Below are 15,378 nucleotides of genomic sequence, written 5' to 3' on the forward strand. Positions count from 1 at the left end.
CCCGCGGCAGGTCACCCCGTGGCGGCCCGCTCGCCGGCGGACGGTCCAAGGGCGGACGGTCCAAGGGCGGACCGTCCAGGGGAGGGCGGCTCAGTGGCGGGCCCATCAGAGACGAGCCCTTCACCAGTCGGCCTATCACCAGTCGGCCCTTCAGCGGTTGGCCTCTCACCAATCGGCCCCCCAGCGGTCGCCCCCTCAGTGGTGGAACCCGGTGGCCGCCTCCTTGTCCCGGGTCAGCGGGTGTGGCTGGCGGCGCAGCTCCGGCAGCAGTCGGCGCAGGTCCTCCACGAACAGCTCGGCGAGGTCGGCCGAGAAGCCGTTGCGGCAGACCACCCGCAGCACGGACAGGTCCTCCCGGTGCGGCGGGAAGGTGTAGGCGGGGACCAGCCAGCCGCTCTCCCGCAGCCGCCGGGACACGTCGAAGACGTCGTACGCCGTGACGTCGTGGCCGGTGGTGAAGGCGAAGACCGGCAGTTGGTCGCCCCTGGTCAGCAGCCGGAAGTCACCGAGCGCCTCCACGCGTTCGGCGAGGCGTTCGGCGACGTCCCGGGTGGACTGCTGGACGGCCCGGTAACCCTCGCGGCCCAGCCGCAGGAAGGTGTAGTACTGCGCGACGACCTGGGCGCCGGGCCGGGAGAAGTTGAGGGCGAAGGTCGGCATGTCGCCGCCCAAGTAGTTGACGCGGAAGACGAGTTCCTCGGGCAGGGCCTCCTTGTCACGCCACAGCGCCCAGCCGACGCCCGGGTAGACGAGACCGTACTTGTGCCCGGAGGTGTTGATGGAGACGACCCTCGGCAGCCGGAAGTCCCAGGCCAGTTCCTCGTCGAGGAAGGGCGCGACCATGGCGCCGGACGCGCCGTCGACGTGCACCGGGATGTCGAGGCCGGTGCGTTCCTGGAGTTCGTCCAGGGCCGCGCAGAGCTCGGCGATCGGCTCGTAGGAGCCGTCGAAGGTGGAGCCCAGGATGCCGACGACCCCGATGGTGTTCTCGTCGCACAGCGCGGCGGCGGCCTGCGGGTCGAGGTGGAACCGGTCGCCCTCCATGGGGATCAGCCGGGCCTCCACCTCCCAGAAGTTGCAGAACTTCTCCCAGCAGACCTGGACGTTGACACCCATGACCAGGTTCGGGCGCACGTCATGGGCGGGGTAGCGGTCGGCGTTGCGTTGCGCCCAGCGTCGCTTGAGCGCGAGCCCGGCGAGCATGCACGCCTCGCTGGAGCCGGTCGTCGAACAGCCCACGGCGGCCGCCGGGTCGGGGGCGTTCCACAGGTCGGCGAGCATCGCGACGCAGCGCCGCTCCAGTTCGGCGGTGCGGGGGTACTCGTCCTTGTCGATCATGTTCTTGTCCCGGCACTCGCCCATCAGGACCCCGGCCTGGGGTTCCATCCACGTGGTGACGAAGGTGGCGAGATTGAGCCGGGAGTTGCCGTCGAGCATCAGCTCGTCGTGGACGAGCTGGTAGGCGGTGGAGGGTGGCAGTGGAGCGTCCGCGAGGCGGTGCTTGGGCGGGGCCTCGGTCATGCCGGCGACCGGGTTCGCCTCCCCGTAGAAGGGGTTGACGGACAGCGGGCGCTCGTCGGGCTTCTCGGGGCCTTGGTGGAGCGGCATGGATGTTCTCCTGAGTCTCCTGAAGAGGGATCAGCGGACCGGGGTTCCGTCCTCGCGCAGTTGCATCTGGGGGCGGCCGGTCACCAGCAGCCAGGCGGGCAGCGAGGCGATGCACAGCAGGGCGAGGATCGCCGGGGAGGACACCAGCACGGCGGCGGTGAAGAGGCTCACCCAGCCCTGCCGGGTGACCGCGAGGAGCATGCCCAGCACACCGGCGGCGACACCGAGGGCGGGATGGACGCCGGGCACCAGCGCGTGCGCGCACAGCCCGAAGGCGGCGCCGACGAAGACGGCCGGGAAGATCCGTCCGCCGCGGAAGCCACAGGACGCGGCGACGAGCAGCGCGGCCAGCTTCACCACCGTCATCGTCGCGAACTCCCCGGCCGACCAGCCGTCGGGGTCGGCCGCGATCTCCCCGACCTCGTCCAGCCCCTTGAAGAGCGTGAGATGGCCGCCGAGGGCCCCCAGCAGTCCGAGGACGAGCCCGCCGACGGGCAGCGCGAGCATCGGGTGACGCAGCCGCGAGAAGCCGCCATGGACGTACGGGAAGGCACGGACGGCGCACATGCCGAGCAGCGCGGCCGCGGGCGCGATCAGCAGCGCCGCCAGCAGATCGCCCCAGCCGGGCCGGCCGAACGCGGGCAGGTGCAGATCGAAGGTCGGATGGGCCACCAGGGTGGTGGTCAGAGCGCCCGCGGCGGCGGCGACGAGCGGACCGAAGACGTTGTCCCACAGGGCACCCTTGAGCTGCCGTCCGGCCAGCGCCTCGGAGATGAGCAGCGCCGCCGCCACCGGGGTGCCGAACAGCGCGCCGATCGTCGCCGCCTCCGCCAGCGCGGCCCACAGTCCGCCGGGCATCCGGGGGAGCAGCCGGCGGCCGAGCCAGAAGGCGAGCCCGACGTTCACGGCGATGATCGGGTTCTCGGGGCCGAGGCTGGGCCCGCCCGCGAGCATCAGCGCGGTGGCCAGCAGCAGCCCCGGCAGCACGGCGGGCGGCAGGACGGGGGCGTCCAGTCCGGTGGTGGCCGGGTCGGGGCCGGCGTGCCCAGGCGCCTTCCACACCACGAGGCCGACGGCGACGCCGGTGGCGGTGAGCATGACGATGATCCACAGGGCGGAGTAGCGGCCCACCCCCAGGGCGTCGGGCAGGTTCCGCCACAGCACGTCCTGAAGCGCCTCGGCCGCCGCGCTCACCCCGAGGAAGAGCAGACTCGCGCCCACGCCCACCACGAGAGCGGGGAGGATCAACGGCAGCAGCGCCCGGGCCGGGGTCGCCGGGGCGGCGGGTGCCTGCTGCGCGGTGTCCTGGACCACGGGCTCACGATAAGCGGACAAAACGGGCGGGACATCCGGAGGGGCCGGGCACCGCGCCGGACGGAGGAAACGGGCTTGCACCTCACGTGGCGTGAGGCGGCAGCGTGGGGGACGTACCGAGAAGGGAGCGGACGAAGTGAGCTATTCCGTGGGACAGGTCGCCGGTTTCGCCGGAGTGACGGTGCGCACGCTGCACCACTACGACGACATCGGCCTGCTCGTACCCGGCGAGCGCAGCCACGCGGGCCACCGGCGCTACAACGACGCCGACCTCGACCGGCTTCAGCAGATCCTGTTCTACCGGGAGCTCAGCTTCCCGCTCGACGAGGTCTCCGCCCTGCTCGACGATCCGGACACGGACCCGCGCGCACACCTGCGCCGCCAGCACGAGTTGCTGACCGCCCGGATCGAGAAGCTGCGGAAGATGGCGGAGGCCGTGGAGCAGGCCATGGAGGCACGGAAGATGGGCATCAACCTCACACCCGAGGAGCGGTTCGAGGTCTTCGGCGACAAGGACCCCGAGCAGTACGCCGAGGAGGCGGAACAGCGCTGGGGAGGCACGGAGGCGTACGCGGAGTCCCAGCGCCGCGCCGCCGGCTACACCAAGGACGACTGGAAACGCATGCAGGCCGAGGTGGCCGCCTGGAGCGAGAGCTACGGCGCGCTGATGGAGGCCGGCGAGGCGCCGACCTCCGAGGCGGCCATGGACCTGGCCGAGGAACACCGGCGGCACATCGGCCGCTGGTTCTACGAGTGCCCGTACGACGTGCACCGGTGCCTGGGTGAGATGTACGTGTCCGACGAGCGCTTCAAGGCGTTCTACGACTCCATGCGCCCCGGTCTGGCCGAGCACCTGAGGGCCGCGATCGACGCGAACGCGGCCCGGCACACCTCCTGACGTTCCGGCCCGGGAGTCAAGGGCCTACTCCCGGGTCAGAACGACCGCCGTCCCGTACGCGCACACCTCCGTGCCGACGTCCGCCGCCTCGGTCACGTCGAAGCGGAACATCAGCACCGCGTTGGCGCCCCGCGCGCGGGCCTGCTCGACGAGCCGTTCCATAGCCTGGTTCCGGGTCTGGACGAGCGTCTTGGTGAGCCCCTTGAGTTCACCGCCGACCATCGACTTCAGCCCCGCACCGATCTGACTCCCCAGATGCCGGGAGCGGACCGTCAACCCGAACACCTCGCCAAGAACCTCCTGGACCCGATAGCCGGGTACGTCGTTCGTGGTCACGACCAGCACGTCCGGCTGGGGCCCCTGCCCGCCGCCGTATTCTTCGATACCCATGGCTCACAGCTTTGTCCCAGCGAGGGCACAGTGCATCCTGGGAGACCGCATGGAACCTGGGCCACGACGGCTGCGTTGATACTTTTGGGCAGCCAGTCCCAGCCCGTCCCCCACATCAGGAGCCACAGACCCGTGACCACGCTCGCGCTCGCCCCCGAGTGGCTCAGCCCGAACTATCTGATCGAGACGTTCAGCCTCCCCGGCATCCTGCTGATCGTCTTCGCGGAATCGGGTCTGTTCGCGTTCCTGCCCGGCGACTCGCTGCTGTTCACGGCGGGCCTCTTCGTGGCGCAGGGCGAGTTCATCACCCAGCCCCTGTGGCTGGTCTGCTTCCTGATCGTGCTGGCGGCCGTCCTCGGTGACCAAGTCGGCTACATGATCGGCAAGTTCTTCGGTCCCAAGCTCTTCAACCGGCCCAACTCCAAGCTCTTCAAGCAGGAGAACCTGGACAAGGCACACGAGTTCATGGAGAAGTACGGCCCCAAGGCGATCGTCCTGGCCCGCTTCGTGCCGATCGTCCGGACCTTCGCGCCCATCGTGGCCGGCGCCGGCCGTATGAAGTACCGCACGTTCCTCACGTACAACGTCATCGGCGGCATCGCCTGGGGCACCGGCGTCACGCTCGCGGGTTACTGGCTCGGTCAGATCGACGTCATCCACAAGAACGTCGAGGCGATCCTCGTCCTCATCGTCTTCGTCTCGGTCGTCCCGATCATCATCGAGTACCTCCGCGAGCGCTCCAAGAAGAAGAAGGCCGCAGCCGAGACCCCGGCCCCCCAGCCCCAGGCCTACCAGCCCCCGCCGATGGACGACGCCACGACCCAGCTCCGCCGCATCCCCTCGGACGACGACCAGCAGCAGGGCCCGCAGGGCCAGCAGGGTCAGCAGCACTACGGCGGCTACGACCAGTACTACGCCCCCCAGCCCCAGCAGCAACAGCCGTACGCCCAGCAGTACCCGCAGGGCCAGAGCTACGGCCACCAGAACCAGCAGTACCCGCCCAACCAGGGCTACTGAGACCCACCCAGGGGCGCGGGGCTGTATCGATGTGCGGCTCCGCCGCGCGGGCGCGACAAGCCACAGCGAACCCGCAGGCGCCGTCGGACCGGACCGCCCGAGTTCGTGGGCGCTCAGAACCCCCGCGTCCGCTTAGCCGCCCGGCGCCCCGCCGCGGACCCACCCGGAACCCGCAGGAACAACCGGGAGATCTCCGACCCCAGGTTCACCCCGATCGCGATGGCCATGGCCAAGGACGCGGCCGTGGCCAACGACACCAGCCCCTTGTCCACGTGGTTCTGCGCGATGGACAACAGCCCGAAGTACGTGGCCGACCCTGGCAACAGGGGCCCGATCGCGGCGGTCGTATAGGGCAGCGCCGAGGCGAACCGGTACCGCGACAGCATCTGCCCGAACAGCCCCACCAGCCCCGCCGCCACCGCCGTAGAGGCAACCGGTGAGATCTCGCCGACGTAGTGCATCGCGCCGTACACCGACCACGCGACGCCACCGTTCAGGGTCACCGCCAGCACGGTCGTCCGCTCCTGCTGCAACAGCACCGCGAAGGTCAGCGAGAGCAGCATCGCCGCCCCGATCTGCCACAGCGGCCGTTTCTCGATGGTCAGGACGGCGTCGGGGTTCAGCTCGGCGCCCAGCTTCACCCCGAAGTACAGGACGATCAGCACGCCCGCGACGATGCCGACGAAGAAGTACATGACCTCCAGGAGCCGCGCCGACGCGGTGATGTAGAAGCCGGTCAGCCCGTCCTGCACGCCCGCCACCAGCGCCCGCCCCGGCAGCAGCGCGAACAGCCCACCGGTGATGACGGCGGACGCCTTCACGTCGACGTCGGCCACCGTCAGCGCGACCCCTATCGCGGCCGGCGGCATCGCGGCGACCGTGAACTGGTAGAACTCCGGCAGCCCGCGCCCCGCGCACAGCCAGGCCAGCCGGTCGCCGAGCATCGCGCCCAGCGCGGCCGCGACGAACACGATCAGATCACCGCCGACGAGCACCGAGGCCGCACCGGCGAGCAGCCCGCTCGCCCCGGTCAGCACCCAGCCGGGATACGGATGCCGGTTGCGGCGGATCTCGGCGAGCCGCCGGTACGCCTCCTCCAGCGAGAACGCCGTCTCCGGGTCGCTGAGGTCGTCCACCAGCTGGAACACGGCCGCCAGCCGCGTGTAGTCGGTGCCGCGCCGCCGTACCGTCCTCGAGGCCGTCACCGGGTCGTCCACCAGCGACGGCTGGTACGAGATCGACAGCAGGGTGAAGGTGACGTTCGGCTCGCAGCGGTCCAGCCCGTAGGACCGGCACACGGCGAACATCGCCGCCTCCACGTCCTCCGCGCCCTCACCGCCCGCGAGCAGCAGCTCGCCGATACGCAGCGTCAGGTCGAGCACGCGCGGGACGGCCGGCCCCTCGTCCTCGGCCTTGTGCAGCGGCTCCGGCGCCGGCCGCTCGGCCACCGGCATCCGCAGCATCGTGCGCATCCGGTCCTGCCAGGGCACGTCCTTGGTCAGACTGACCACCGGTATGCCGGACGCCGGGGTGAACGCGGGCGCCTGCCTGGCGCTGTAGGTGCGCGGGGTGTTGAACGCCGACCCCTCGGACTCGGCGGCGGGCGTCTGCGGGACGTCCAGGCCGTCGGGGACGGCGAACTCGCTCGTCGTCTCCGGCTCGGTGCCGCCTCTGGGCACGGCGAGCCCCTGCGGGATCGCGAACTCGGACGTGATCTCCGGGTCGTAGACACTCCTCGCCTCGTCCGACTGCGGCTTGCGGTCCTCCGCTTCCGTCACTCCCAGCTCCCGTGTACGCACCTCCGGTTCGCACCAGTATGCGCACAGACACACCACGGGCCGCACGCGTGTGCGTGCGGCCCGTGGGAAGTCAGCGGACGACCGGAGGCTCAGTGGCCGCCGGACTCCTTGAAGCGCTTGTACGAACGCTCGATCTCGACCTCGGCGTCGACACGGCCGACCCAGTTGGCGCCCTCGACGGACTTGCCGGGCTCCAGGTCCTTGTAGACCTCGAAGAAGTGCTGGATCTCCAGGCGGTCGAACTCCGAAACGTGGTGGATGTCACGCAGGTGCTCCTGGCGCGGGTCCGTCGCCGGGACGCACAGCAGCTTGTCGTCGCCGCCGGCCTCGTCCGTCATACGGAACATGCCGATCGCGCGGCACTTGATGAGGCAGCCTGGGAAGGTCGGCTCGTCAAGAATGACCAGCGCGTCCAGCGGGTCGCCGTCCTCGCCGAGGGTGTTCTCGACGAATCCGTAGTCGGTCGGGTAGGCGGTCGAAGTGAAGAGTCGACGGTCCAGGCGGATCCGACCGGTCTCGTGGTCCACCTCGTACTTGTTCCGCGAACCCTTCGGAATCTCGATCGTGACGTCGAACTCCACCGGTGGCTCCTCCATGATCAACACATAGTTCTGGTGGTTAAGTGTCCCTCACGCAGGTGTGTGATCGCGAAAGGGGCTGGTGGTCGTGCCTGAACTGAGGCCTTGGCGGGCCGCGAGACCGCATGTGACGCGGGTCGCGAACGCCGTACGCCCCCGTCTGGCACGGGCCGCGACGGCCGCGAGGCCGCGGGTCACGCGACTCGGCCGAACCATGTCGGCGCAGGTCACAGGCCCGAGGACCTGGCAGTTCACGGCCGGTGCCGCCACTGCCGGACTGGCACTGACCGCCGTCGTGGTGACCGCCGCCGGCCCCTGGGACTCCTCCGGCCAGCGTACGGCCGAGCGGGACCGGGCAGCCGCCCTGGACCACACGGGTGGCGCAGATCACGGTCGCGATTCCGGTACGACGGAGGCGGGGCCCAAGCCCGCTCCCAGCGCCGCCTCCGTCCTCATCGGCCTCGGCGGCGCCGGCAACACCGTGAAGTCGGCGCCGACCGGACCGGCCCTCGCCGACGTCCTGGGCCCGCTCCTGAAGGACACCGCGCTCGGCAGCAGCCGCACCGCCGCGGTCGTCGACGTGGCGACCGGCAAGCGCCTGTACGGCAGCGGTGTCGGCGTGGCCCAGACACCCGCCTCCACCACCAAGATCGCCACCGCGGTCGCCGCTCTCTCCGCGATGGGCGCCGACCACCGCCTCACCACCCGCGCGGCCCTGGAACCCGACACCAACGAACTCGTCCTCGTCGGCGGCGGCGACCCCACGCTGACGGCCCGCAAGGACGCCGACGGCTCCGCGAGCCTGCGCGACCTGGCCGCCGAGACGGCCAGGACCCTGAAGAAGGACGGCGTACGGCAGGTCACCCTCTCCTACGACAAGACCCTGTACGCCGGCTCCGAGCTGCACCCGATCGGCGTGGACGAGAACCTCGCCCCGGTCAGCGCCCTCATGGTCGACGAGGGGCGCACCAACGACACCACCAGCGGCACCGCGATCCGCGTGGAGAACCCGGCCGAGGACGCGGCCCGCAAGTTCGCCGGCTTCCTGGAGGACCAGGGGATCAGAACGACGTCCCCGGGGCCGTCCAAGGCCACCGCCCGCGCGAAGACCCTCGCCGAGGTGACCTCCCCGCCGCTGTCCGCCCTGGTCGAGCGCATGCTGACCAACAGCGACAACGACCTCGCGGAGGCCCTGGCCCGCCAGACCGCCGTGGCGACGAAGGTACGCCCCGACTTCGCGGGCGGCGGCACGGCGATCCGGGCGCAGCTGAAGAAGCTCCAACTCCCCGTATCCGGCGTCTCCTTCAAGGACGGCAGCGGCCTCAACCGCGAGGACAAGCTGACCGCGAACCTGCTCACGGCCCTGCTGGTGAAGGCGGGCGACCCGGACCACCCCGAACTCCGTCCCGTCCTCACCGGCCTCCCGGTCGCCGGCTTCACCGGCACCCTGACCACCCGCTACGCCGACGGCGCGGCCGGCATCGTACGAGCGAAGACCGGCACGCTGAGCGGCGTGAACACCCTGGCGGGAACCGTGGTCGACCAGGACGGCAGGCTGCTGGCCTTCGCGTTCCTCGCGTCGAACACGCCGGGCAAGGACGCGGCACAGACGGCCCTGGACCGGACGGCCACGGCGCTGGCGGCGTGCGGCTGCCGTTGACCGGGGGCGCCGACACCGCCGTAGCGGCACCACTGCGAGCACAGCGGCCTCGGGCGACCCCACAGCGCACGGCAGCCGCAACCGGCCTCAGTGGCCTGCCCCAAGCGGGGACGCTCACGTACGGTTGACGCATGACGAGCATCGGTGGTGCCGAGATGGTCGACTGGAATCTCGCGGTGGCGACCGCGACCCGGCTCGTGAGGCCGGGCCCGGAAGTGAGCCGCGACGAGGCCAGGGCCGTCGTCGCCGAGCTCCGCCGGCACGCCAAGGCCTCGGAGGAACACGTCCGCGGCTTCACCCGAATGGGGACCGAGGACACCCACGACACCCCGGTCCTCGTCGTCGACCGCGCCGGCTGGGTCAGGGCGAACGTCGCGGGCTTCCGGGAGCTCCTCAAGCCGCTGCTCGAGAAGATGCAGGAACGGCGTGGCGCCACTCCCGGCGGCGCGGTCCTCGGCGCCGTGGGCGGCAAGGTGACCGGCGTCGAACTCGGGATGCTGCTGTCCTTCCTGGCCTCCCGCGTCCTCGGCCAGTACGAGACCTTCGCCCCGGCCACCCGCGACCTGCCCGCCGGTGCGAGCGGCGGCGGCCGGCTGCTCCTCGTCGCGCCGAACATCGTGCACGTGGAGCGCGAACTCGACGTACAGCCCCACGACTTCCGCCTGTGGGTGACCCTGCACGAGGAGACGCACCGCACGCAGTTCACCGCCGTGCCCTGGCTGCGGGACCACCTGGAGGGCGAAATCCAGTCGTTCCTGGGGGAGACCGAGGTCGACCCCATGACCGTCCTGGAACGCATCCGGGAAGCCGCCCAGTCCCTCGCCGGCGGGCGTCCCGAGGGCGAGGAGGACGACGGCGGGCGCTCGCTCGTCGAGATCGTGCAGACGCCCGCCCAGCGGGAGATCCTCGGCCGCCTCACCGCCGTGATGTCCCTCCTGGAGGGCCACGCCGACTTCGTGATGGACGGAGTGGGTCCGGAAGTCGTACCGACCGTCCAGGAGATCCGCGAGAAGTTCCAGCAGCGACGGGCCAAGGGCGCCTCCCGGCTGGACATGGCCCTGCGCAAGCTGCTCGGTCTGGACGCCAAACTCAGGCAGTACCGCGACGGCGAACGCTTCGTACGGGCCGTCGTCAACGAGGTCGGCATGGACGGCTTCAACCGCGTGTGGACCTCCCCCAACACCCTCCCGACGAAGGCGGAGATCGCCAAACCGGCGGACTGGGTCGCGCGGGTGCACCGCAAGGCCGAGTCGTGAAGTCCGGGCACCGAGTCGTGAGCCCCGCGGAAAGGTCGTGAAAGAAAACCGGCCGTCGGCAGGCGAACGCCCCTTCAATCACCCGTCCGAGGGACCGTGAGCCCTGGGTAGGCGTGCAATGCTCGGGGAACGGCCCGGTTCTGTCACCATCTACACACTCTGAGTGACCGAACTTCGGGCTCACCCCCCGAAAACTTCATGAAGGGAACCGGACATGGGTCCCCATCCTGCGGTCGCGGCGATACGCCTGGCGGTCCGCCGCGTCCTCCACGACATCCTCAACGACCATCAGACCTCCTCCGAGCAGACCCCGCACGAGCGGCCGCCGTCTCCGCTCGTGCTCGTCGCGTGCTCCGGCGGGGCCGACTCCATGGCCCTCGCCTCCGCCCTCGCCTTCGAGGCCCCCAAGCTCGGCATCCGCGCGGGCGGCGTCACCGTCGACCACGGCCTGCAGCCCGGCTCCGACCTGCGCGCCGACGAAGTCGCCCTGCGCCTGCGCGAACTCGGCCTCGATCCCGTCGAGTCCGTCGCCGTCACCGTCGGCCGCGAAGGCGGCCCCGAGGCAGCCGCCCGCGACGCCCGCTACGCCGCCCTCGACGCCGCCGCCCTCCGCCACGGCGCCACCGCGGTCCTGCTCGGCCACACCCGCGACGACCAGGCCGAGACCGTCCTGCTCGGCCTCGCCCGCGGCTCCGGCACCCGCTCCCTGTCCGGAATGGCCGCGGTCTCGGGGGCCGACGGCCGTTACCGCCGCCCCTTCCTCCAACTCGACCGGCAGACCGCCCGCAAGGCCTGCATGGTCCAGTCGCTGCCGGTCTGGGACGACCCGCACAACGCCGACCCGGCGTACACCCGCTCCCGGCTGCGCCACGAGGGCCTGCCCGCCCTGGAGAAGGCCCTCGGAAAAGGCGTCGTCGAGGCACTCGCCCGTACGGCCCAGCTCTCCCGCGACGACGCCGACGCCCTCGACGCCTGGGCCGGCCAGGCCGCGACCGCCGTCCGCGACGCGGCCGGCCTCCTGGAGTGCGCCAAGCTCTACGCCCTGCCGCCCGCCGTGCGCCGCCGCGTCCTGCGCCGCGCCGCCATCGAGGCCGGCGCCCCCGCGGGCTCGCTGTTCGCCCGGCACATCGAGGAAGTCGACCGGCTGATCACCGGCTGGCGCGGCCAGGGAGCCATCAATCTCCCCGGCAAGGTCGTCGCCCAGCGTCAGGGTGGCAGACTGGTGATTCGGCAAGGCTGAATCCTTACGCCCCTGATCGGGGTCGGGACGCCCCTCGACGGGGTGGACAGCCGGTGGGACGACCGAAAGTGATGCGGGTGGACGCGAAAGACATGGGCACCGACCTCAAAGAGGTGCTCATCACCAAGGAAGAGATCGACGCCAAGCTCGCCGAGCTGGCCGCGAAGATCGACGCGGAGTACGCGGGCAAGGACCTGCTCATCGTCGGCGTCCTCAAGGGCGCGGTGATGGTCATGGCCGACCTCGCGCGGGCGCTGTCCACCCCCGTCACCATGGACTGGATGGCCGTGTCGTCGTACGGCGCGGGCACCCAGTCCTCCGGTGTCGTCCGGATCCTCAAGGACCTCGACACCGACATCAAGGGCAGGCACGTCCTGATCGTCGAGGACATCATCGACTCCGGCCTGACCCTGTCCTGGCTGCTGTCGAACCTCGGCTCGCGCGAGCCGGAGTCGCTCAAGGTGTGCACCCTGCTGCGCAAGCCGGACGCCGCCAAGGTCGCCATCGACGTCGAGTGGGTCGGCTTCGACATCCCCAACGAGTTCGTCGTGGGCTACGGCCTCGACTACGCCGAGAAGTACCGCAACCTCCCGTTCGTCGGTACGCTCGCGCCCCACGTCTACGGCGGCTGACCCGAAGGGCCCAGCCCCGTAGGAAGATCGGGAACCCCGGCGGGCACCGCGCCGTTGGAGCATGCAGACGGGTTCGTCAGCCGTCCGGGCGGCCGCCCTGTGCGGCTTCGGGCGACAAAGCTGGGGTACCGTCAGAAGAACTGTCTTATCAAACTCACTATGGCAGGAGGGACGGGGCGACATCGCTCCGTATGGATGGACGTGAAGCGATACTTCCGTGGGCCGGTCATGTGGATCGTGCTGGCCGTCCTTGCCGTGGTCGTGTTGATGCAGGTCGTCGGCTCGTCCGGCGGCTACAAGACGGTGGACACCGGCCAGGTCGTCCAGGCGATCAATGAGAACAAGGTCGAACAGGCAAAGCTGACCACCGGCGACGAGCAGACCATCAAGGTCCAGCTCAAGGACGGTGAAAAGGTCGAGGGCAGCTCGAAGATCCAGGCGAGCTACATCGGCGACCAGGGCGTCGACATCGCCAACACCCTGCAGGGCAAGTTCCAGCAGAAGCAGATCCCGGACGGGTACACCGTCTCGCCGACGAAGCAGAACGCCTTCGTCGGGATCCTGCTCTCCCTGCTCCCCTTCGTCCTCATCGTGGTCGTTTTCCTGTTCCTGATGAACCAGATGCAGGGCGGCGGCTCCCGAGTCATGAACTTCGGGAAGTCCAAGGCCAAGCTCATCACCAAGGACACCCCCAAGACGACGTTCGCCGACGTCGCGGGATCCGACGAGGCCGTCGAGGAACTCCACGAGATCAAGGAGTTCCTCCAGGAGCCGGCGAAGTTCCAGGCCGTCGGCGCCAAGATCCCCAAGGGCGTACTGCTGTACGGCCCTCCCGGCACCGGCAAGACCCTGCTCGCGCGTGCCGTCGCGGGCGAGGCCGGCGTGCCGTTCTACTCGATCTCCGGTTCCGACTTCGTCGAGATGTTCGTCGGTGTCGGTGCCTCCCGAGTCCGTGATCTCTTCGAGCAGGCCAAGGCGAACGCCCCGGCGATCGTCTTCGTCGACGAGATCGACGCGGTCGGCCGCCATCGCGGCGCCGGCCTCGGCGGTGGTCACGACGAGCGCGAGCAGACCCTGAACCAGCTGCTCGTCGAGATGGACGGCTTCGACGTGAAGGGCGGCGTCATCCTGATCGCCGCCACGAACCGGCCCGACATCCTCGACCCGGCCCTTCTGCGCCCCGGCCGCTTCGACCGCCAGATCGCGGTCGACCGTCCGGACATGCAGGGCCGTCTGGAGATCCTCAAGGTTCACCAGAAGGGCAAGCCGGTCGCACCGGACGTCGACCTGTCGGCAGTCGCCCGCCGTACGCCGGGCTTCACCGGCGCGGACCTGTCGAACGTGCTGAACGAAGCGGCGCTCCTCACGGCGCGCAGCGACAAGAAGCTGATCGACAACCACATGCTCGACGAGGCCATCGACCGCGTCGTGGCGGGCCCGCAGAAGCGGACCCGGATCATGTCGGACAAGGAAAAGAAGATCACCGCGTACCACGAGGGCGGACACGCCCTGGTCGCGGCGGCCTCCCCCAACTCCGACCCCGTCCACAAGATCACCATCCTGAGCCGCGGCCGTGCGCTGGGCTACACGATGGTGCTCCCGGACGAGGACAAGTACTCGACCACGCGCAACGAGATGCTCGACCAGCTCGCCTACATGCTGGGCGGTCGCGCGGCCGAGGAACTGGTCTTCCACGACCCGACCACGGGCGCCGCGAACGACATCGAGAAGGCCACGGCGACGGCCCGCGCGATGGTCACGCAGTACGGCATGACCGAGCGCCTCGGTGCCATCAAGTTCGGTGGCGACAACACCGAGCCGTTCCTGGGCCGTGAGATGTCGCACCCGCGTGACTACTCGGAAGAGGTCGCCGCGCTGGTCGACGAAGAAGTCAAGAAGCTGATCGAGAACGCGCACAACGAGGCCTGGGAGATCCTGGTCGAGAACCGCGACGTCCTCGACCAGCTGGTGCTCCAGCTGCTGGAGAAGGAGACGCTGAACAAGGAGCAGATCGCCGAGATCTTCGCTCCCATCGTCAAGCGTCCCCCGCGGCCGGCCTGGACCGGCTCCTCCCGCCGCACGCCGTCCACCCGTCCGCCGGTGCTCTCCCCCAAGGAGCTCGCACTGACGAACGGCGCCAACGGTGCCACCCCGGCGATCTCCACCGCCAAGTCCACGGCGGCGGACTCCGCCCCGGTGGCCGAGCCGGTCACCGAGGACCGCCCGGAGAGCTGACACCCCGGCCCCGGTGACCCCACCAGGCCCGGAATGGATGCCGCGCCCCCCAGGATCTAGCCTGGGGGGCGCGGCGCTTTTCGGCCGCCGCGGCAGGGACACCCAGGAACGAGGCAGAAATGACCGACCCCGTGACGCTGGACGGCGAGGGCACGATCGGCGAGTTCGACGAGAAGCGCGCCGAGAACGCCGTACGCGAGCTGCTCATAGCAGTCGGGGAGGACCCTGACCGAGAGGGGCTCCGGGAGACGCCGGGGCGGGTGGCCCGGGCGTACAAGGAGATCTTCGCGGGGTTGTGGCAGAAGCCCGAGGATGTGCTGACCACGACGTTCGACCTGGGTCACGACGAGATGGTGCTGGTCAAGGACATCGAGGTGTACTCGACCTGTGAGCACCATCTGGTGCCGTTCCGGGGCGTCGCTCACGTGGGTTACATCCCGGCCACCACCGGCAAGATCACCGGTCTGTCCAAGCTGGCGCGGCTCGTGGACGTCTACGCCCGCCGGCCGCAGGTGCAGGAACGACTCACCACGCAGATAGCGGACTCCCTGATGGAGATCCTGGAGCCGCGCGGTGTGATCGTGGTCGTCGAGTGCGAGCACATGTGCATGTCGATGCGCGGTATCCGCAAGCCCGGCGCGAAGACCCTGACGTCCGCGGTCCGGGGGCAGTTGCGGGACGCGGCCACGCGCAACGAGGCGATGAGCCTCATCATGGCGCGCTGACGCGCACGGTGCCGTGGGGCTCGGCC

The 15,378-nt window shown here is 70.2% G+C and carries 13 protein-coding genes; 8 read left to right on the top strand and 5 right to left on the bottom strand.

Going from position 1 to position 15,378, the window contains the following annotated elements:
• Window positions 1-195: 195 nt before the first annotated feature.
• Complete coding sequence (gad, locus tag ABKA17_RS17200; RefSeq protein ID WP_353692917.1) at window positions 196-1,608, bottom strand: glutamate decarboxylase; 1,413 nt, start codon at window positions 1,606-1,608, stop codon at window positions 196-198.
• 30 nt (window positions 1,609-1,638) lie between these two features.
• Window positions 1,639-2,922 carry an ion channel protein gene (locus ABKA17_RS17205; RefSeq protein ID WP_353692918.1) on the bottom strand — a complete coding sequence of 428 codons (1,284 nt, stop codon included), beginning with the start codon at window positions 2,920-2,922 and terminating at the stop codon, window positions 1,639-1,641.
• A gap of 136 nt (window positions 2,923-3,058) precedes the next feature.
• Between ABKA17_RS17205 and ABKA17_RS17210 the strand changes: the two genes are divergently transcribed.
• Window positions 3,059-3,820 (top strand): MerR family transcriptional regulator, encoded by a 762-nt coding sequence (locus ABKA17_RS17210; protein WP_353692919.1) that lies wholly within the window; start codon window positions 3,059-3,061, stop codon window positions 3,818-3,820.
• Between the two features lie 24 nt (window positions 3,821-3,844).
• Here ABKA17_RS17210 and ABKA17_RS17215 read toward each other — a convergent pair whose 3' ends face one another.
• Window positions 3,845-4,210: a YbjQ family protein gene (locus ABKA17_RS17215; RefSeq protein ID WP_353692920.1), complete on the bottom strand. Its 366-nt coding sequence runs from the start codon at window positions 4,208-4,210 to the stop codon at window positions 3,845-3,847.
• Window positions 4,211-4,342: 132 nt separating this feature from the next.
• Here ABKA17_RS17215 and ABKA17_RS17220 point away from each other — a divergent pair, with 132 nt between their 5' ends.
• Entirely contained in the window at window positions 4,343-5,227 is an 885-nt protein-coding gene (locus tag ABKA17_RS17220) for a DedA family protein (protein ID WP_353692921.1), read from the top strand.
• 113 nt (window positions 5,228-5,340) lie between these two features.
• On the opposite strand, the gene ABKA17_RS17225 is transcribed toward ABKA17_RS17220, so the two are convergent.
• Together ABKA17_RS17225 and ABKA17_RS17230 are read right to left on the bottom strand one after the other, a co-directional pair.
• Entirely contained in the window at window positions 5,341-7,005 is a 1,665-nt protein-coding gene (locus ABKA17_RS17225; protein ID WP_353692922.1) for a threonine/serine exporter family protein, read from the bottom strand.
• Between the two features lie 110 nt (window positions 7,006-7,115).
• Window positions 7,116-7,607: an inorganic diphosphatase gene (locus ABKA17_RS17230; RefSeq protein ID WP_046260371.1), complete on the bottom strand. Its 492-nt coding sequence runs from the start codon at window positions 7,605-7,607 to the stop codon at window positions 7,116-7,118.
• Between the two features lie 211 nt (window positions 7,608-7,818).
• On the opposite strand from ABKA17_RS17230, the gene dacB reads away from it, so the two are divergent.
• The 6 genes from dacB to folE all read left to right on the top strand — a co-directional run bounded on the left by dacB (window position 7,819) and on the right by folE (window position 15,352).
• Window positions 7,819-9,264, top strand: coding sequence for a D-alanyl-D-alanine carboxypeptidase/D-alanyl-D-alanine endopeptidase (dacB, locus tag ABKA17_RS17235; protein ID WP_353692923.1), 1,446 nt, complete (start codon window positions 7,819-7,821; stop codon window positions 9,262-9,264).
• Window positions 9,265-9,395: 131 nt separating this feature from the next.
• Entirely contained in the window at window positions 9,396-10,520 is a 1,125-nt protein-coding gene (locus tag ABKA17_RS17240; RefSeq protein ID WP_353692924.1) for an Rv3626c family coenzyme F420 biosynthesis-associated protein, read from the top strand.
• A 214-nt stretch (window positions 10,521-10,734) separates the two neighbouring features.
• Window positions 10,735-11,760: a tRNA lysidine(34) synthetase TilS gene (gene tilS / locus ABKA17_RS17245; RefSeq protein WP_353692925.1), complete on the top strand. Its 1,026-nt coding sequence runs from the start codon at window positions 10,735-10,737 to the stop codon at window positions 11,758-11,760.
• 71 nt (window positions 11,761-11,831) lie between these two features.
• A complete protein-coding gene (gene hpt, locus ABKA17_RS17250; RefSeq protein WP_353693021.1) occupies window positions 11,832-12,392 on the top strand; it encodes a hypoxanthine phosphoribosyltransferase in 561 nt (186 codons plus the stop codon).
• 195 nt (window positions 12,393-12,587) lie between these two features.
• Window positions 12,588-14,627 (top strand): ATP-dependent zinc metalloprotease FtsH, encoded by a 2,040-nt coding sequence (ftsH, locus tag ABKA17_RS17255; RefSeq protein WP_353692926.1) that lies wholly within the window; start codon window positions 12,588-12,590, stop codon window positions 14,625-14,627.
• Window positions 14,628-14,746: 119 nt separating this feature from the next.
• The gene (gene folE / locus ABKA17_RS17260) at window positions 14,747-15,352 is read left to right on the top strand and encodes a GTP cyclohydrolase I FolE (protein ID WP_353692927.1); all 606 of its coding nucleotides are present in this window, start codon (window positions 14,747-14,749) and stop codon (window positions 15,350-15,352) included.
• The last annotated feature ends 26 nt before the right edge of the window (window positions 15,353-15,378 follow it).

This window comes from Streptomyces sp. RG80 (assembly GCF_040446465.1).
In the GTDB taxonomy this organism is placed as follows: Bacteria; Actinomycetota; Actinomycetes; order Streptomycetales; family Streptomycetaceae; genus Streptomyces.